Raw genomic sequence first — 17,150 nt, forward strand, 5'->3', positions numbered from 1 at the left:
CAGTTATTCTCCTGGCTGTTCAGAGGCAACGACCGCGTCAACAGCCACGCCGGGGCGAACGCGTTGAAGGCCCTCAACAATCACACTTTCACCTTCGCGCAGGCCTTCTTTTACAATGATGGCCGTGCCAACAGCGTCGCCGGTGGTGATGTAGCGTTGCTCAACCATCTGCTTGTCGTTGACCACCAGAACGAACTCGCCGCGCTGATCACGCTGCAAGGCGGCCTGAGGCACCAGAACTTGCAAGGTTGGCTCCAGCGCTTCGATTTGTACGGTCACGAAGGCGCCGTCCAGGATCAGACGGGCGGCATTGTCGAATTGCGCCCGGACCCTGATTGCGCCTGTCAAAGGGTCGATGCGGTTATCGACAAAGACAATTTTTCCGGTTTCATCCAACTCGCTTCCATTTGGCAGGATCACGTGAACATTGGGGCTTTGCGGGCTTTCCGCCAAAGAGGCCGAGTTTTCGCCATAAGATTCCAAAACCGTCGTGAATACTTTTTCATTGAGGGAAAAATTCACGTAAATTGGTGTTTCGCTAACGATATTTACCAATGGAGGGTTGGTTGGACCGACCACGTCACCAACGCTGGTCGTGATGCTGCCGATACGCCCATCAAATGGCGCATGGATCTGCGTATAACTCAGGTCAAGCTCGGCTTGTTGGATCGCGGCATTCGCTGCCTTGACCTCTGCTTCTGCAACCAACTCGTTGGCGCGCGCGATGTCGCGTTCCGACTCTGGTGTGGCATCGCGTTTGTAAAGTTCTTCCTTGCGCGCAAGATCGACTTTGGCGAGTTCCAGATTGGCCTCGGCCCGGTTCAAATCGGCCTTGCGAGCTTCAAGCGTCGCTTCATACAGGTCGGGTTCGATGGTGAAGAGCAGGTCTCCCTCTTTGACTGTAGCGCCATCTTCGACTTCCCTGCTGTTGAGAAACCCGTTCACTCGGGCCACGATGTCGACCTTGTTGATTGCCTGAGCACGCCCGATGAACGAGGCTTCATCCGTGATTTCTTGGGTATAGGCTGCCGCAATTGAGACTTTGGGGGGTGCGCCTTCCTCTTGTGCGACAACCGGATACGCCAATCCGAGAGACAACAGCAGGGACGCTGTGGCCAGAGGCCTGCTGATCCGGTTGGATGAGAAACGTGTTGGGAACATGGCGAAAGCCTCGTGCGTGACAGAAACAAATGATGCCGGGCCCGCCGTATTGGAGGCCCGAGTCGGAAGAACTTCGCATCAGGATGACTTTTTTGACATGGTTTCTCAAGCGTGATGACGCCTGAACCTGTTGGCACTGGTGCGAAAAATTACTTCGCTTTGACCATGTTAGGTGTTCACTTTGATCATGCCCAAAAGCAAAACAGGGGCCACGCGGGCCCCCGAATACTGTCAGCATGCAACAAGATTAGTTGCGTGTGCCAGCGAATTTTTCCTGCCAGTCTTCACGCTGCTCATCCAAGACTTTGGCGAACAGTACATCAGGCACAGTAAACGCGTGACCCGCAGGCAGCGCGTCCAATGCGGCGGCCAAGTCATCGGGCCATCCCGTGTCCAGCGTGTTCATCGCGCTGAGCATTCGGGCCGAGGTATCGGGAATGAACGGCGCGCTGAGAACAGCATAAAGGCGGATCAGGTTCAGCCCCAGACGCACCTGAGCCGCAGCTTGTTCCGGATCTTCCTTGAAGGTTGACCATGGGGCAGCGGCCTGAAGATATTCATTGCCCGCAACCCAGATCGCCCGCAATTCCTGAGCGGATTTGCGAACCTCCATTGTTTCCATGTGGTCCTCATAAGCGCGGACGCGGCGGGTCAATTCGTCGATCAGAGCGTTTTCGCGTTCGCCAAAACTGCCGCCTTCCGGCACGGCTTCACCGAATTTCGAGCGGCAGAATTTGGTGATGCGGCTGACAAAGTTGCCGAGTACATCCGCCAGGTCCTTGTTCACCGATTGCTGGAAGTTTTCCCACGTAAACTCACTGTCGCTGCTTTCAGGCGCATGGCTCAGCAGCCACCAGCGCCAATAGTCGGCGGGCAGGATCTCAAGCGCCTGATCCATGAACACGCCGCGCCCCTGGCTGGTCGAGAACTGGCCACCATCATAGTTCAGGTAGTTGAAAGACTTGATGTAATCGACCAGCTTCCAGCGCTCGGATGATCCGGTGTCTTCATTGTGCGAGTTCGTGCCCAGGATGGTGGCCGGGAAAGACAAGGTGTGGAAGGGGACATTGTCCTTGCCCATGAACTGCACATAACGCACGTCTTCTGCGCCTTTGTCGGTGCGCCACCAGCGCTCCCAATCGGCATCGGTTCTACCGCTGGCATCCGCCCATTCCTTGGCACAGGCGATGTATTCGATGGGGGCGTCGAACCAGACATAGAAGACCTTGCCTTCCATGCCGGGCCAGTCCTGGTCACCCTTTTTGACCGGAACGCCCCAGTCCAGATCGCGGGTGATGCCACGATCTTGAAGACCGTCGCCATCATGCAGCCATTTCTTGGCAATTGATGTGGTCAGGACCGGCCAATCGGTCTTGCTGTCGATCCACGCATCCAGTTGATCCTTCATCGCCGACTGGCGCAGATACAGATGCTTGGTCTCGCGCACCTCAAGATCGGTCGAGTCACTTATCGCGCTGCGTGGCTCAATCAGGTCGGTCGGGTCCAACTGCTTGGTGCAGTTCTCGCACTGATCGCCGCGTGCGCGGTCGTACCCGCAATTGGGGCAGGTACCTTCGATGTAGCGGTCGGGCAGAAACCGACCATCCGCGTTGGAATAGACCTGTTTCTCGCTGACCTCACGGATCAGGCCGGCGTCGTCCAGCTTGCCCGCAAAATGCTGGGTCAGGCGCTTGTTCTGTTCACTGGACGAGCGGCCAAAGTGATCGAAGCTGAGGCCGAACCGGTTGGCGATATCGGCCTGAACCGCGTACATGTCAGCGCAGTATTCGGCCACGGGCTTACCGGCTTTGGCAGCCGCCAGTTCCGCGGGCGTGCCGTGTTCATCCGTGGCACACAGGAACATGACCTCATTCCCCCGGCCACGCTGGTAGCGTGCGTACAGGTCGGCTGGCAGTTGCGAGCCGATCAGGTTGCCGAGGTGCTTGATCCCGTTGATGTAAGGGATCGCCGAGGTGATGAGAATCCGAGCCATTTTGCGTGTCCACGTAACTGTCTGCGCGCTCGTCTACCTTATGTAACCCGCCAGCAAAAGGCCGGGTTTTGCGTGGATGTCCTGAAATGCCACGATCCAGTCAAAAAACGCTTTATCAATTGAGTAGCGATTGCAGTTAAACAGGTGTCTACACTACCCATAGGTTGAAAATAGAATCACGATCTCTTGTATTTTTATTATGACTACCCATATTGAGTGTATACAAAAGTATACAAAAACGAGGGCATATTCCTAATGTTCGACTTCCTGCTTGAGGGTGCATTCGTGCCCTTTACCATGGCGCTTGCGCTGCTGTTTGGCCTGCTGGCCCTGGAGCTGATTGCTCTGGTGCTGGGTGGAAGCCTGCTGGCAGGTGAGGGCGAGGTCGATCTGGATGCTGTGGATGTTCCGGATCTGGCTGTTGCAGACTTCGATCTCGACATAGATGCTGACATTGATCTGGGCGAATTCGAACTGGCCGAGATTGAGACGGACGTGCCTGATGCCGCCGCTGCCGGGCCGATGGCATGGTTGGGGATTGGCAAAGTGCCATTCATGATTTGGCTTGTGGTCCTGCTGGCGGGTTTTGGTCTGTCGGGCATCGGCCTGCAATTGGCGCTGCGTGATTTGTTGGGCTTTGATCTGCCAAGCTGGATGGCTGCGATCCCGGCAGCTGCATCCGGTCTGTGGTTTGCGCGCGGCTTTGGTACCGTGTTCGCCCGCCTGTTGCCGAAGACCGAGACTGAGGCGATGTCCGAAAGGATGCTGGCCCGCCGTCGCGGCGTGATCTCGCAAGGGACGGCGTCTCGCGGACGCGCGGCAGAGGTGAGGGTGATGGACCGGTTCGGAAACACCCATCACCTGCGCGCCGAGCCGCTGCAAGACAAAGACATCCTTGAGCAAGGCACTGACGTTCTGGTGCTGCGCGACAGACAGCGGGACCGGTTCGTTCTGGTCGGCTTGTCGGACTAACCAAATTATCAACTCTTAAATCGGAGGATTTTGCATGGAAGTTTCATTCCTGGCGATTACGGTCGTCACCATTCTGGCCGTCCTGCTATTCATCGGCCTTGTACTTGGCCGCCTTTATAAACGCGCGACCCGCGAAGTGAGCCTGGTGAAAACCGGGGCGGGCGGTAAAAAAGTTATCATGGACGGCGGTGTGGTCATCGTGCCGCTGTTGCACGAGGTCAGCCCCGTCAACATGAAGACCCTCCGCCTTGAAGTGCAACGCAGCGGCGAGGCTGCACTGATCACTCAGGACAGGATGCGCGTGGACGTGGGTGTCGAATTCTACGTCTCGGTCATGGCGACGGAAGAGGGCATCGCGCGCGCCGCGCAGACGCTGGGCTCACGCACGTTTGACGTCGAACAACTGCGCGAGATGATCGAAGGTAAACTGATCGACGGTTTGCGCGCCGTGGCCGCGCAGATGACTATGGACGGGCTGCACGAAAACCGCGCTGACTTTGTGCAAGAGGTGCAGAACGCAGTGTCCGAAGACCTGTTGAAGAACGGCCTGTCGCTGGAATCTGTGTCGCTGACTGCGCTTGACCAGACGCCGTTCGAAGCACTGGATGAGAATAATGCCTTTAACGCGGTGGGTATGCGCAAACTGGCCGAGGTGATTGCAGCCTCGAAAAAAGAGCGCGCGCAGATTGATGCGGATGCCGAGGTTGAAGTACGCCGGGCCGCGATGGAGGCCGAGCGTCAGAAACTGCTGATCGAGCAGGACGAGGCACAGGCGCGGATCGAGCAGACTCAGAAGGTTGAAACCCTGCGCGTGGCGCAAGAGGCCGAGATTGCGGCGCGGACCGAAGATTCGGTGCGCGAAACCGAACGTGCCCGGATCGCCCGTGAAGAAGCCATCCGCGGGGCCGAGATCGAGCGCGAGCGCAAGATCCGCGATGCTGAGATTGCGAAAGAACGTGAGATCGAAGTGGCCGAGCAGGAGCGTCAGATCATCATCGCGCAGAAATCCGAAGAGGAAAGCCGTGCGCGTGCATCTGCTGACCTCGCCCGGGCCGAGGCGACAAAGGCGACCGAAGCCGTCGTGACCGCCCGCGAAGTGGCCGAGGCCGAACGCCAGAAACAGATCGTATTGATCGAAGCGACGCGCGAAGCGGAACGTCAGGCGACCGCGATCCGTCTGGCCGCGCAGGCCGAGAAAGAGGCAGCCGCAGACCGTGCCGAAGCGCGTCGTGAAGAAGCTCAGGCCGAAGCAGATGCGTTGAACATCCGTGCCGAGGCGAAGAAAAATGACATGCTGGCCGAAGCGGAAGGTAAGCGCGCCATTGTTGAAGCCGACAACGCTCTTTCTGCTGCGCAGATCCGCATGAAGGTCGATATGGCCAGGATTGAAACCATGCCGTCGATCATCTCGGAAATGGTGAAACCGGCCGAGAAGATCGATTCGATCAAAATCCATCAGGTTGGTGGGATCGGTGCCGGTGCTTCAGGCGGTGGCGCGGCCAACAGCGACAAGCCGGTGGTCAATCAAGCGTTGGATTCGATCATGGGCATGGCTGTGCAGATGCCCGCGCTCAAGAAGCTGGGCGAGGAGCTGGGTCTGTCGATGGAAAACGGTGTCGGCGGAGTAGTGAACGGCGCGCTAGAGGCGACGCCGGAACCCGCAGAAATGGTCGATGTTGTCGAGGAAGAAACGCTGCCGACTCAATAATATGCGAACAAACAACAAAAGGGCCGGGGATTTCCCGGCCCTTTATTATTCTTCCCGAGAGCGTTTCAGAAGGCGCCCGACGGTAAAGGATGTGCGCGGAGCGTAAACATAGTTCGTCCGCTCTTCTGGCGTTGGGCGAGAGCGCATCCGCGCAAGACCAAAGATGATCAATCCCAGATGTCCGACGGCCACAAATGCAAACAAAGCGCCGGGGCCGAACTGTTCGATCAGTGTCGAGGAAATATAGGGCGATGCAATAGCGCCCAAAGCGTACCAGAACATCAATGCAGCGGACAGTTCGACCCGTTCTTCACTGGTGGCAAAGTCATTCGCGTGGGCCGAAGACAGCGAAAAGATCGGAAAGGTCGTCAGACCAAAGAACCCGGCGGCCAGCATCACCCCAACCGTCCCAGCGCCGCTGGCGGCCATCGTGATCCCGCAGCTCAGTACAGCAGCGGCCGACAGCCAGATCAGAACCCAGCGTCGGTCATACTTGTCAGCCAGCCAGCCTAACGGGTATTGCGCCAGGGCTCCGCCCAAAACAAACGAAGCAAGGAAGAAAGCAATCTGGTCAATGCCCAGACCAACCTCTTGCCCGTAGACCGGGCCAACCATTCGGAAGGACGCAGAGCTGAGCGCTGAAACGATCACACCCGCGACGGCCAGAGGGGAACAGGCCCAAGCCAGCTTGGGCCGCAAGCGCTGTGTGTTGGGTGTTGGCGGCTGGTTCGCTCGGGTCAGCGTCAGCGGCAGCAGCGAGGCACAGCACAGGATCGCCAACAGGTTATAAGACACGTAAGATGCTGGCGGCAGAACCGCGATGATCATCTGTGCGCCAAGCGAGGCGCCCAGGTCAACAAGCCGGTAGATGCCCATCGCCCGTCCGCGTGTTTCATTCGTGACCTTTGCGTTCAGCCAAGCCTCGATCACAGTGTAGCAGCCTGCGATACATGTTCCTGATGCGATCCTGAGGATGGCCCAGATATAGGGATCGTTGGTTAGGGTGTGGCCGATCAGCCCCATCGCGCCCAATGCAGTACAGACGGCGAAGGCGCGGGAATGTCCGACACTGCCCATCAGTCGTGGGGCCCACCAACACCCTACGAAAAAGCCGATAAAATGAGCCGATCCCAGCAGACCGATCTGTTCGGTCGTGAATTCCAGGGTGATGCCGGATATGGCGTCAAGCGGGCCAACCCCGCCTGTCGACAGTTGCAATAGAATGGCTGAAAGGAAAAGGGCGGCAAAGGAAATAATGGTACGCATAGTGATCTCAGATTGGCGTCATTGCCGCACAATGCGCGCACCTATTCGACTTTATCGAGTCGTTTTTGCGCTTTGTGGATCAACTTGCACGACTGATCTCGGCGTGGATGTTCAGACCGACATTGTCCCGAACAAGATCGGGATAACCCGACGCGCCAAAATCATGCCTGTTCAAGGCCCCCGTCAGACCGATAGACAGGTTTGTCAGGTCGTCAACCGTAGTGCCTGCCTTGCGATAGAGATTGGCGTTCAGCGTGATGGGGCGCGTTACACCGCGGACGGTCAAATCGCCGGTTATGCGGGCCCCGTCCGAGATACGCCCTTGCGCGCCAAGCTCAATTTTTGTTGAGACAAAACGGATCGTCGGGTGCTGTTTGGCGTCCAGTACGCTGGGGCTAAGCATGGGCATTCGGGCAAAGGGCAACCGAGTTCTGGCCTTGCTGACATCCAGCACTACGGTGACCTGGCTGTTTTGTAGTTGGCGCGTATCGACCTGGACGTTGGCGAAGCGTATCGGCATGGATCCCGACTGCATCACGCCTGAAAGGTTGAAACTGAAGCCAACCCTGGTGTCCGTTGTCGACAGAACATAGGGGCTAAGTGCGGCAAGCGACGGTCGGGCGAAGGGCAGGGATGCAAGCCCGGCAAGGACAGTACGGCGGTTTACAAACGTCATGCCATGACCTTTTCCCGTCTGGGGCGGGATCGCTTGAGAAGCATCAGAACGATCGCGATGTTCAGCCCGTTCCAGAGAATACCGTTCACGAATGCCAGTTGGTAGCTTCCGGTGAGGTCGTAAATCCAGCCCGACATCCAGCCGCCAAGGGCCATGCCAAGAATGGTCATCATCAAAACAAATCCGACCCGCGCGCCTGCCTCTTGCGGAGGCATGTACTCGCGGACAACCAAGGCATAGCTGGGCACGATGCCGCCCTGGGCCAGCCCGAACATCAGGCTGATAAAATAAAGCGAGACCATCCCGTCATAGGGCAGGAACAAGAACAGCGCGATGCATTGCAGGACTGAGCCAATCAAAAGGGTCATGACCCCACCAAGGTGATCGGCCAGAAGGCCCGAGACCAAGCGGCTTACGACACCACCCAACAACATTAGTGACAGCATCTCGGCGCCCACCGCGGGGCCATATCCCAACCCGACGCAGTAAGAGACGATATGGACCTGCGGCATGGACATAGCTACGCAACAGCCAATGCCAGCCAAGCCAAGAATATATTGCAGTGTGCGAGGTGATACACCTGCACTGCGTGCGTTGATCTGGGCAGAGGCTTCGGCCGTACTGTGTGCCTCGACCGGGACCCGGCGGCGTAGGAGTAGGGACAGTGGGATAACGACGAGCAGTGTTAGAACGGCTAATGTCACATAGACCTGTTGCCATCCATCGCGCGCCAGAATGCCCGACAGCATGGTGGGCCAGATAGCTCCGGACAGGTAATTTCCGCTGGCCACCAACGCAACGGCAATACCGCGTCGTTTCATGAACCAATGCGATATATCGGCGATCAGTGGGCCAAATCCAATTGACGTGCCTAACCCAAGCAGAAGATGCGCGGCAGACAGCAGCATGATATTTGGTGCCAGCGTTGCCAGCACATAGCTTAGGGCACTCAAGATGGCTGCGCCGATCAGGGCCATGGTTACACCCAGCCGGTCTACCAACTGACCCAACCACATATTGCCCAGGGCAAAACCGATCATCGTAAGCGTGTAGGGCATCGAAGCTTCTGCGCGACCAGCGCCGAATTCAACCTCGACTGCGGGCATGACCACTATCACCGCCCACATCCCCACATTCGCCACTGTTGCAATGGCGAGTGTGATCAGAAGGCGAAGCCAGGAATAGCGGCTGTCGTGGATCGGGTGGCTCATGCGGTGACGCTAGGGTGCGGTAGGTGTTTTGACCAGTCACATCTTGCGTGAGCTATTTGTGTTCACGTCACAGCGTCTTCTGTTTCGGTGCGCTTCAGGTGTAAACCGGCGCGGGCCGCAGTCATGGTGGCCTGCCATGTGACCGGGGGCAGGGCGCGGGCCCGGCGGCGGGTCAGGGTCCAGCGTCTTGCTTCGCCCTGATGGGCGGCAGCCATGTGCCAGCGTGTCTCGACCCCTTGCGCGCCACCGTCACCGGGTGTCAGCAGCAGGCCAAGCGGAGCCCGCCCCATCGTGCCGCCCTGTTCGGCGGCCAGATGCATCCGGCGCACCGGTGTCAGATCCGGCGCGCCCGGCAGGTCGCCGATGATCAACGGGATCGCCCCGCTGCGCAGCGCCTCTTCCATGCACCACAACAGATCTTCGGCGCGGGTGGGGTGGACAAAGATGAACCGGGCCGGATCGGCAAAGGGCATCATCCCGTCCGGGTTCAGCTGGCCGGGCTCCCACGCGGGAGAGATCCACAGTACGGGCCCCTGCGCCTGGCCAGCCAGCCACATAGCAAAGCTGCGCCGGGCGGGGCCGCATGCCTCGTGCACGCGGCCCAGTTGCAGGGTGATCTGATTATGCAGGTTTAACCCCGGAGCAGCACGCGCGGGTTTTTGATCGAGAAGATGGGCAGACATGCGGGCAGATTAGCATGTTCTTATTTTGTTCTCAATGATCGAATGCAGCCCTGAAGAGGTCAGCGTGACAGGATCATGCGCCCGTCTGCGAACTGGATGTTCGAAAACCGATGCAGGTAATCCATCCCCAGCAGGGATTTGTGCAGCTCACCCTCATTGACCCAGGCCGAAACGTTTTGATCGGTGATGGGGCCAACCGTCAGGGTTTCCAGCCGGATCGGAGCCGTGCGCACCTCGCCATTGGCAGTCAGGGCGCGCCCGAAATAATTCAGTTGATCAGGATTGATACCTGCACGTTCCGCATCCTGCGCGCTCAGAACAATCTGGCTGGCACCGGTGTCGACAAGAAAGTTGATCGGCTCACCATTCACCAAAACGGGTAGGTAATAATGGCCATCATAGGCGCGGGGCACCTCGATCGTCTCGCCTGAAACGGTCATCTGCGGGGCGGGGCCAACCGAGGACCGGATATCCTCCCACAGGCCGATGACGGCAATGACTCCGACAAAGATGAACACCCAGGCCATTACCTGCTGCAACGTCTTGTTCAGGGACTGGCGGTTTTGCGAGACGAACCAGAAAGCAACCGCCAGGCCAAGCACGACCAGATAGACCAGTTGTCCTATGTTGACGTCTTCCATTCGGGTATCCCCACTTCGGTCAGTACTACGGTATATGGGGGTTTATGCGGCAAAACCAAAGGCTTTGAGGCCATCCAGAATGAACTGTACCGAAAGCGCCGCCAGCAACATCCCCAACAGCCGGGTCAGAACGTTCAGACCGGTCTTGCCCAGAACGCGCGCCACTGCGCCGGATGTCAGATACATCACGAATACCATCGCCAGAACGACCAGCATGACGCCAATAACAACGGCAAGACCCTGAATGCCGGGCTGCTGGCCCGCAAGCAGGATCATCGTTGCAATCGAGCCGGGGCCAGCGATCAGCGGAATGCCCAGTGGGAAGACTGATGGGTCCGGGTGCTCCTCTTCTTCGGCGCTGCTTTCACGGCGTTTGGTGCGGCGCTCAAACAGCATGTCGAGCGCGGTCAGGAACAGCAGAACGCCCCCCGCAACGCGAAACGCCTCCATCGAGATGCCGACAAATCCTAGAAGAGCTTCACCGAAAGCGGCAAACAAAGCCAGAATGAAGCCTGCCGTCAGGCACGCCCGGATCGCAATGGATCGGCGCGTGTGCCAATCCATCCCCTGAGTCAACGCCACAAAGATCGGTGTTTGCGCAGGTGGGTCCAGGACAACGAAGAGCGTTGTGAACGCGGTAATTAAGAATGCACTGTCCATTTTAGTTGCTGCTCCGTTGCAGTGCCTGCAGGATTTTCAGGGCGTCTTTCGACCGGTTTGAAGGCACATAGACATGATCGTGGTGATACCCAGCGACCATGTTTGCAGGAATGCCAGCCTGAGCCAGCGCGTCGGATACGGTTGCGGTCAAACCGACACCTTCCAGCGAAGAGTGAACCTGCAATGTGATGCAACGCATTGCGACGGCATCCTGCGGCGCCTGTGCGGTTGGCACGATGAGAGACAACCCCTCAGCCTCGACACAGCTCGCACGCGTGCCTTCTGGCCAGGGTTCGTTTTCTGACCAGACAACAAAGGCAAACTCACCAGGCTGTAAAACAGGATGCATACCGGCAATCATAGCGTTGGTATCCTTGATCGGTGTTGTCATGCTGTTTCTGCCTGTTCCAGCCGTTCTGCCGCAGCAACCCATAGTGCTTCGGCCTTTTGCATCGCCTCGGTCACTTCCGCGAATTTGCGGTTCCAGGTTTCCAGATCGTTGATCCTGTCGTCTTCATACAAAGCCGGGTCCGACAGTTTGGCCGAAAGCTTGTCATGCATATCCGTCAGCTTCTCGATCCGATCCTCGCATTTGCGCAAATCGGCCCGCAAGGCCAGCATAGCCTCGCGCGAGGGGCGTTTGGACTTGCTGACTTGCGGCTTTTCTTTGACCGGTTTGTCCCGCGCCAACAACAAAGATCGGTACGCTTCAAGGTCGCCGTCGAAGGGTTTGACTGTCCCGTCCGAGACCAACCAAAGCCGGTCCGCGACAAGGCTTAGAAGGTGCATGTCGTGGCTGACTAACACGACTGCACCGGAATAGGCGGTCAGTGCTTCGACCAGAGCCTCGCGGCTTTCGATATCGAGGTGGTTGGTCGGTTCATCCAGGATCAGCATATGCGGCGCATCAATCGTGGCGATCAGCAGCGAAAGGCGTGCTTTTTGGCCACCGGACAGACGACCAACCTCGGTTTCGGCCTGATCCGCGTTCAGTCCAAATCCAGCCAGCCGAGAGCGCCACTTGCCCGGCGCTTCGTCAGGACGCAGACGGCGCAGGTGGTCCAATGGCGTTTCGTCCACATAAAGCTCATCCACTTGATGCTGTGCGAAATAGCCGATGCGCAGCTTGTTGGAACGGCTCATCTTGCCCGCCATCAGGGGCAGGCGGTCAGACAAAAGCTTGGACAAGGTTGATTTGCCCTGACCGTTCTTGCCCAACAGGGCAATCCGGTCATCCTGGTCAATCCGCAGGTTCAGGCGGCGCAGAACCTCAGTCTCGCCATAGCCTGTCGCACCGCCCTCGATCTGGATGATCGGCGGCGACAGTTCTTCGGGTTCGGGGAAGGAAAACGCGCGCAGGGCGGCCTCTTGCGGGGTCGAGACAAGTTGAATGCGCTCGATCATCTTCAGGCGGGATTGGGCCTGAACGGCCTTGGACGCCTTATAGCGGAAGCGATCTACAAAGCTTTGCAAATGCGCGATGCGTGCCTTCGCCTTGGCGTTCTCGGATTCCGCCTGCGCCAGACGTTCGGCGCGTCGTTCGGCGAACTTGTCATAAGGCACCGCGTAATAAGTCAGCTTGCGGTCCTCGAGATGCAGGATCGAGCCGACAGCACGGTTCAACAACCCTCGGTCGTGGCTGATGATGATCACCGTGTGCGGATATTTGGCCAAATAGCTTTCCAGCCACAGAGCACCTTCAAGGTCCAGATAGTTGGTCGGTTCGTCCAGCAACAGCAGATCGGGCTGCGAAAACAACACCGCCGCCAAAGCGACACGCATCCGCCAGCCGCCCGAGAAATCGGAACACGGGCGCAACTGGTCTTCGTCGTCAAAACCCAACCCCTTGAGGATTGAGGCTGCGCGCGCCTCGGCGGACCAAGCGTCGATATCGGCAAGGCGGGTCTGGATCTCGGCAATGCGGGCCGGGTCATCCGCCGTCTCAGCCTCGGCCATCAGGGTGCTGCGTTCTGTATCAGCGGCAAGAACCGTGTTGATCAACGAGACGCCAGACGAGGGCACCTCTTGCGCCACACCACCAATCCGAGCGCGTTTGGGGACCAAGATATTGCCGGACTCCAGCGCCAGTTCACCCCGGATCAGGCGGAACAGAGTGGTCTTGCCGGTACCATTCCGGCCCACAAGGCCAACCTTGTGCCCGTCTGGTATGGTCGCGCTTGCGCCGTCAAATAAAGGGCGGCCTTCAACGGCATAGGTGATGTCTTCGATCCGTAGCATGGGCCGCTCTTAGCAGAGGCGTGATGCCGCCGCCAGCGGCTTGGCATGTTCAAGCCTCATTCAATGTGTTAGCGCTGTGTCGTTTGCTTTTCTGATCGGTTTTTCCAATGCGCGCGGCCCAAACGCCCCCTCATCTGATCACGCTGATCTTTGCCACTGCGTTGTCGGTGCTGTCGCTGAACTTGTTCCTGCCGTCGCTGGCCCACATGAGCGAAGATTTCGGCGTGGATTACGGCCTGATGAACCTGTCAGTTGCCGGGTATCTGGCGGTTTCAGCCGTGCTGCAACTGATCATGGGGCCGCTGTCTGATCGCTTCGGGCGCAGACCGATACTGTTGATGTGCATGACCTTCTTCGTCATCGCCTCAATCGGATGCACACTGGCCCAGTCGATCTGGGTGTTCTTGGGGTTCCGTCTTTTGCAGGCCGCAGTGGTGGCCGGGTCGGTTCTGTCCAGCGCATCAATCAGAGACCGGTATCCGCCGAACGAGGCGGCCAGCAAACTGGGTTATGTGACGATGGCCATGGCTTTGGCGCCGATGCTTGGGCCGATGCTGGGCGGCGGGCTGGATGTGCTTTTTGGTTGGCGCTCGGGGTTTGTGCTTTACACGTTGCTGGGTGCAGGGGTGCTGGTTCTGCTGTGGTTTGACATGGGCGAAACCAACACGAACCGTTCTTCTACCTTTACTGCCCAACTGCGCGAATATCCGGATCTGTTTCGCGCCCGCAGGTTTTGGGGTTACGCCTTGTGTGCGTCGTTTTCGATTGGTGGATTCTATAGCTTTATCACTGGCGCGCCTCTGGTCGCGGCTGCTTGGTTCGATCTAAGTCCGGCGATGTTGGGTCTTGGGATTGGCATCATAACCGGTGGGTACATGGTCGGGAATTTCGTCACCGGCCGGATCGCGGCGCGGACACGCCTGACCACGATGATCCTGATCGGCCGGGTTGTGGCTTCGACCGGGCCATTCCTTGGATTACTGCTGTTTCTCACTGGCCTGGGGTCAATCTGGGTGTTCTTCGGATCGGCCATCTGCGTTGGATTCGGCAATGGCCTGACCAATGCAAATGCCACTGCAGGTATCATGTCCGTGCGCCCTAAGTTGGCGGGCAGCGCAGCCGGGCTGTCTGGGGCAATGATCGTGGCGCTTGGGGCTATCCTGACCTCGGTGACGGGTGCATTTGTCAGCCCTGAAAACGGGCCCTTTCTGGTTCTGGGCATGATGTGGGCGTGCAGCTTTGCCGGGTTGTTGGCCGTAGTTTATGTTCGTCGTCTGGATTGGATCGACCCGCTGCCTGACACAATCTGAACCCCAAAGCGGCAAACGGGCCATCATAACACTTTTCATAAGCCAAAGACCGTGATACGCGGCGCGCGATGGATTTCGGCGCGGGCCCCGCGCCACATTGTAAGGAGAGGCCGACATGGCACTGGAACGCACATTCTCGATCATCAAACCCGATGCAACCCGCCGCAACCTGACTGGCAAAATCAATGCCAAGTTCGAAGAGGCCGGCCTGCGCATCGTCGCGCAAAAGCGCATCCACATGACCAAAGAGCAAGCTGGCAAGTTCTACGAAGTGCACGCCGAGCGTCCGTTCTATGACGAACTGTGCGAGTTCATGTCGTCGGCTCCGGTCGTTGTTCAGGTTCTGGAAGGCGAAGGCGCCATTGCAAAGAACCGCGAAGTCATGGGCGCAACCAACCCCGCAGACGCAGCCGCTGGCACCATCCGCGCCGAGTTCGCGGAATCGGTTGGCGAAAACTCGGTCCACGGTTCGGACGCTCCGGAAACCGCAGCGGTTGAGATCGCGTACTTCTTCTCGGGCATCGAACTTGTTGGCTAAGCCAACGCTTCTGCCAAATCATTGGGCCGCTCCAACTGGGGCGGCCTTTTTTGTTCAGATTTGCTTTAGATCTTGTGGTGCAACGCGCACGCCAATGGCATCCAGATCGGCGATCATCTTATTTTCCGGCGCGGCACTGTTGCCTGACTTTATGGCGTCAAAGCGTTGACGCAGGGCCTTCTTTTCTTCACCCTTGCAATCGTTCCACGGACGGCCCTGCAAGCCCATCACCAGCACGTAGTAACCGATGAAGTGGGCCTTAGTGCCTGCTTTGAGCAGGCGGGCATAGGCTTCATCCGGCCCGAGATCACGCAATTCTTCAGCCGAGTGAATACCCGCACGGGCGCAGGCTTGTTCGAAAGCCGGGCCAAGGTTTCGGATCGATGAAACAGGGTCGCTCATTCGTTCGTTTTACGTTTATCCCTGACCCCTGTCACCCGGGGATTACGCATGGTCAAAGCGGAATGTCTTGAAGTTTTTCCAAGCTTGAGATTGCATAAGGCTATGCTATCGCGGAGGGTCGAGTGTCAGAACACAAAAAGACCAGAGGTGGATCAACCGCAAGGAGGATGCCCGGGGCGTCTGAAGACCTGTTTTTTCTGCCCTCTGTGATGGACACGTTCGCTGTTGAAGCCGCCTTGCCGGGGTTCTCTGTTGTTGTTGAACAGGACAGCGAGGCCAAACCTTTTTCATTGCTGGATTGCCATGATCAATCTTTGCGGGCCAAGGGTTGGATGCTGATCGAAATCGGTGATGCGTTGCAATTGCTGCAAAAGGAACAGCGCCCATTGTTCCAGAACTGCTCAGGCAAGGGGCGGTTCATTCAGGATCTGCCGAGCGGTGAAGTGCAGGCGGCGTTGCGTGATTTTCCAAAGCTCAGAGCCCTCATGCAGATTGGGGCCGGTAAGTTAGAAGAAAAAAACTTTGTTGTGCTGGATGAATTGCAAAAGACCCAGGTCAGAGGGGTGATCTGGTCAATGACTTCAACCTCGGGGCAGGCCACGCTTGTCCGGCTTCAGAGGTTGCGCGGGTACGAACGGACATATCAAAAGGTCAGTACAGCCTTTGCCGATCTGCCAGACTGCGCGAAGGATGTTGAAGCGCTGTATGCCGGGTTGTTTCCTGGCATGGAGACCTATCGCGCCAAGCCCGATATCCAATTGGGAAGAGCGGAACCCTCCATCGAAGTCGCAGCAGATATTATTCACACATATCTGAAGGTTGCCCGGCAAAACGAAAGCGGTATGGTTGCCGACATTGATACAGAGTTTTTGCACGATTACCGTGTTTCGCTACGTAAGATCCGGTCTGTGATCAGCCTGTTCAAAGGCGTCTTTTCCGAAGATCAAACCGTCGAGCTTAAACGAGTGTTTTCAGATATTATGGCACCGACCGGGCGCATGCGTGATCTGGACGTGTATCTTTTGGAAAAAGATATGTATTTCAATCTAATACCAGAGCATCTTCATTCTGGTTTGCAAGCGATGTTCGACCGGTTCCAGTCAGAGCGCGGGCAAGAATTGTCGCGCTTGTCTCGCAGATTGCGCAGCAAAGCCTATGCCACCTCGATGAAGCATTTGATCGAAACGTTCGACGGCATCGGTCAACTGCAACCCGGGCCAAATGCGGATCGGGGCGCGTACGACTATGCCTGCGCGCTGATCTGGAAACGCTATCGCAAGGTATGCAAAATCGCACGCGGCATCACCGATGACACCCCGGACGAAACGGTTCATAACCTGCGCATCGACTGTAAGAAACTGCGCTATCTGATGGAATTCTTTGCACCTCTCTTTGACGCAAAGGGATTTAAATTGATCCTCAAGCCTTTGAAAAAGCTTCAGGATAATCTGGGTCTTTTTAATGACTATTCCGTCCAGCAAGAGGCTTTGCTGGCCTTTGTCTCTCAGCAAAGCAACACGCAGGGCCGTGTGGACGCCCAGGTTGGCCTGGCCGTTGGTGGATTGATTGCCGTTCTGGATCAACGCCAAAAATCCGAACGCAGCCGTGTGATCGCCAGTTTCCAACACTTTGACAGCCCCGAAACCCGAAATCTGTTCCGCAGTTTGTTTCACGACAAAGAGGAGTGAGGA

At 57.5% G+C, this 17,150-nt stretch carries 16 protein-coding genes; 5 read left to right on the plus strand and 11 right to left on the minus strand.

Annotated features, from left to right (window positions below; translation table 11 throughout):
• Nucleotides 1-3 precede the first annotated feature (3 nt).
• Both I9187_RS06510 and metG read right to left on the minus strand, forming a co-directional pair.
• The gene (locus I9187_RS06510; RefSeq protein WP_171174496.1) at nt 4-1,161 is read right to left on the minus strand and encodes an efflux RND transporter periplasmic adaptor subunit; all 1,158 of its coding nucleotides are present in this window, start codon (nt 1,159-1,161) and stop codon (nt 4-6) included.
• 247 nt (nt 1,162-1,408) lie between these two features.
• Nucleotides 1,409-3,154, minus strand: a complete 1,746-nt coding sequence (metG, locus tag I9187_RS06515) for a methionine--tRNA ligase (protein ID WP_171174494.1) — start codon at nt 3,152-3,154, stop codon at nt 1,409-1,411.
• 255 nt (nt 3,155-3,409) lie between these two features.
• Here metG and I9187_RS06520 point away from each other — a divergent pair, with 255 nt between their 5' ends.
• Entirely contained in the window at nt 3,410-4,126 is a 717-nt protein-coding gene (locus tag I9187_RS06520; RefSeq protein ID WP_209509234.1) for an OB-fold-containig protein, read from the plus strand.
• Between the two features lie 34 nt (nt 4,127-4,160).
• A complete protein-coding gene (locus I9187_RS06525; protein WP_171174491.1) occupies nt 4,161-5,834 on the plus strand; it encodes a flotillin domain-containing protein in 1,674 nt (557 codons plus the stop codon).
• Nucleotides 5,835-5,879: 45 nt separating this feature from the next.
• Here I9187_RS06525 and I9187_RS06530 read toward each other — a convergent pair whose 3' ends face one another.
• The 8 genes from I9187_RS06530 to I9187_RS06565 all read right to left on the minus strand — a co-directional run bounded on the left by I9187_RS06530 (nt 5,880) and on the right by I9187_RS06565 (nt 13,209).
• Nucleotides 5,880-7,100: an MFS transporter gene (locus I9187_RS06530; protein WP_171174489.1), complete on the minus strand. Its 1,221-nt coding sequence runs from the start codon at nt 7,098-7,100 to the stop codon at nt 5,880-5,882.
• 79 nt (nt 7,101-7,179) lie between these two features.
• On the minus strand, nt 7,180-7,776 hold the full coding sequence (locus I9187_RS06535) for a YceI family protein (protein ID WP_171174487.1): 597 nt from the start codon (nt 7,774-7,776) through the stop codon (nt 7,180-7,182).
• Nucleotides 7,773-8,987, minus strand: a complete 1,215-nt coding sequence (locus I9187_RS06540; RefSeq protein WP_171174485.1) for an MFS transporter — start codon at nt 8,985-8,987, stop codon at nt 7,773-7,775. Before I9187_RS06540 ends, I9187_RS06535 begins: the two co-directional genes overlap by 4 nt.
• Nucleotides 8,988-9,049: 62 nt before the next feature.
• Nucleotides 9,050-9,670 (minus strand): hypothetical protein, encoded by a 621-nt coding sequence (locus tag I9187_RS06545; RefSeq protein WP_171174483.1) that lies wholly within the window; start codon nt 9,668-9,670, stop codon nt 9,050-9,052.
• A gap of 59 nt (nt 9,671-9,729) precedes the next feature.
• A complete protein-coding gene (locus I9187_RS06550) occupies nt 9,730-10,311 on the minus strand; it encodes a TIGR02281 family clan AA aspartic protease (RefSeq protein WP_171174481.1) in 582 nt (193 codons plus the stop codon).
• A gap of 42 nt (nt 10,312-10,353) precedes the next feature.
• Nucleotides 10,354-10,971 carry a MarC family protein gene (locus tag I9187_RS06555; protein WP_171174478.1) on the minus strand — a complete coding sequence of 206 codons (618 nt, stop codon included), beginning with the start codon at nt 10,969-10,971 and terminating at the stop codon, nt 10,354-10,356.
• Nucleotide 10,972: 1 nt separating this feature from the next.
• Nucleotides 10,973-11,362 (minus strand): ACT domain-containing protein, encoded by a 390-nt coding sequence (locus I9187_RS06560; protein ID WP_171619186.1) that lies wholly within the window; start codon nt 11,360-11,362, stop codon nt 10,973-10,975.
• On the minus strand, nt 11,359-13,209 hold the full coding sequence (locus I9187_RS06565) for an ABC-F family ATP-binding cassette domain-containing protein (RefSeq protein ID WP_171237460.1): 1,851 nt from the start codon (nt 13,207-13,209) through the stop codon (nt 11,359-11,361). Before I9187_RS06565 ends, I9187_RS06560 begins: the two co-directional genes overlap by 4 nt.
• A 107-nt stretch (nt 13,210-13,316) precedes the next feature.
• Here I9187_RS06565 and I9187_RS06570 point away from each other — a divergent pair, with 107 nt between their 5' ends.
• Nucleotides 13,317-14,519, plus strand: coding sequence for a multidrug effflux MFS transporter (locus I9187_RS06570; protein WP_171174472.1), 1,203 nt, complete (start codon nt 13,317-13,319; stop codon nt 14,517-14,519).
• A 115-nt stretch (nt 14,520-14,634) separates the two neighbouring features.
• Nucleotides 14,635-15,057 (plus strand): nucleoside-diphosphate kinase, encoded by a 423-nt coding sequence (gene ndk / locus I9187_RS06575; protein WP_155143779.1) that lies wholly within the window; start codon nt 14,635-14,637, stop codon nt 15,055-15,057.
• 54 nt (nt 15,058-15,111) lie between these two features.
• Here the strand turns inward: ndk and I9187_RS06580 are convergent, their stop codons facing one another.
• Nucleotides 15,112-15,459: a TfoX/Sxy family protein gene (locus tag I9187_RS06580; RefSeq protein WP_171174470.1), complete on the minus strand. Its 348-nt coding sequence runs from the start codon at nt 15,457-15,459 to the stop codon at nt 15,112-15,114.
• Between the two features lie 167 nt (nt 15,460-15,626).
• Here I9187_RS06580 and I9187_RS06585 point away from each other — a divergent pair, with 167 nt between their 5' ends.
• Nucleotides 15,627-17,147 (plus strand): CHAD domain-containing protein, encoded by a 1,521-nt coding sequence (locus I9187_RS06585; RefSeq protein WP_171174468.1) that lies wholly within the window; start codon nt 15,627-15,629, stop codon nt 17,145-17,147.
• The last annotated feature ends 3 nt before the right edge of the window (nt 17,148-17,150 follow it).

The sequence above is a fragment of the Ruegeria sp. HKCCE4148 genome, assembly GCF_017872495.1.
GTDB lineage: Bacteria > Pseudomonadota > Alphaproteobacteria > Rhodobacterales > Rhodobacteraceae > Ruegeria.